Origin of the sequence: Mesorhizobium sp. M7A.F.Ca.US.005.03.2.1, assembly GCF_003997795.1 — a bacterium.
GTDB lineage: Bacteria > Pseudomonadota > Alphaproteobacteria > Rhizobiales > Rhizobiaceae > Mesorhizobium > Mesorhizobium ciceri.
The window spans coordinates 1-1305 of the sequence record NZ_RZRP01001236.1; the positions used below are offsets into that span (position 1 = coordinate 1).

At 67.7% G+C, this 1305-nt stretch carries 2 protein-coding genes; both read left to right on the plus strand.

Annotated elements, in window-relative coordinates; translation table 11 throughout:
• The coding region (locus EN991_RS36605; RefSeq protein WP_206519335.1) for a CDGSH iron-sulfur domain-containing protein at positions 1–78 on the plus strand (78 nt) is incomplete at its 5' end.
• Between the two features lie 121 nt (positions 79–199).
• The coding region (locus EN991_RS36610; RefSeq protein WP_164769679.1) for a hydantoinase/oxoprolinase family protein at positions 200–1305 on the plus strand (1106 nt) is incomplete at its 3' end.

Here is a 1305-nt window from a genome sequence, read left to right on the forward strand (position 1 = left end):
TTCCTCTGCCGCTGCGGCCATTCCGCCAACAAGCCGTTCTGCGATGGCACGCACAAGAAAGTGGGGTTTGTCGGGTAGGTTGGCGCTTCGGCCAACGCTGCCAATCTCCGCCTTGGCCCAGCGCTCGCAGCTTTATCGACCCGCCCGCATCGGCTAAAGGCAGGGGCAGACAGACTTCCCAGCCGGACCGCCGCCAAAAATGACAGCCAAGACCAAGCCAAAACCGTTGTTCCTCGGGATCGACACCGGCGGCACCTATACCGATGCCGTGTTGTGGTCTGAAACGGAAGGCCCGCAAGAAGGGCCGAACAAGGGCAAGGTGCTGGCCAAGGCCAAGGCGCTGACCACCAGGCATGATCTTGCCGTCGGCATTTCCGGCGCCGTCGACGCGGTGCTGCAGAAAGCCGGAACCGATCCGGCTGATATCAAGCTGGTGTCGATGTCGACGACGCTTGCCACCAACGCGCTCGTCGAGGGCCAGGGCGGCCGCGTCGCGCTGGTGATGATCGGCTTTTCCGAGGGCGACCTCGCCCGCGACGGGCTGAAGGCCGCGCTCGGCACCGATCCGGTGGTTTTTTGTCCGGGCGGCCACGACGTGCATGGCAATGCCGCCAAGCTCGATCTGTCCGGACTGGAAGCGGCGCTGCCGGAACTCGGCGCCTCGGTGTCCGGCTTTGCCGTCTGCGCCTACTTCGCCACCCGCAATCCGGCGCATGAGATCGCCGCCCGCGAGTTGATCCGCGACAAGTCCGGCCTGCCGGTCACATCGAGCCACGAGCTGTCGGCCAAGCTCGGCGGCCCGCGCCGGGCGCTGACCACTTTGCTCAACGCCAGGCTGATCTCGATGATCGACCGGCTGGTGGCAGCGACCGAAGGCTTTCTCGAGGCGCGCAACATCGCAGCACCGCTGATGGTGGTGCGCGGCGATGGCGCGCTGGTTTCAGCCGCTTTTGCCCGCCAGCGACCGATCGAGACCATCCTGTCCGGCCCGGCCGCCAGCCTGGTCGGCGCCCGCCACATGACCGGGCTCGACAATGCTGTGGTGTCCGACATCGGCGGCACCACCACCGACGTCGCCGTGCTCGACGGCGGCCGTCCCAGGCTCGATCCGGAAGGCGCCACCGTCGGCGGCTTCCGCACCATGGTCGAGGCCGTCGCCATGCGCACCTTCGGCCTCGGCGGCGATTCCGAAGTGGCGCTGGAGGATGGCGCGCTCAACCCGAAGATCCTGCTCGGGCCGCGCCGCCTGGTGCCGCTGGCGCTGGCCGGCATGGCGCATGGCGACGGCCTCGACCATGGTGCGGA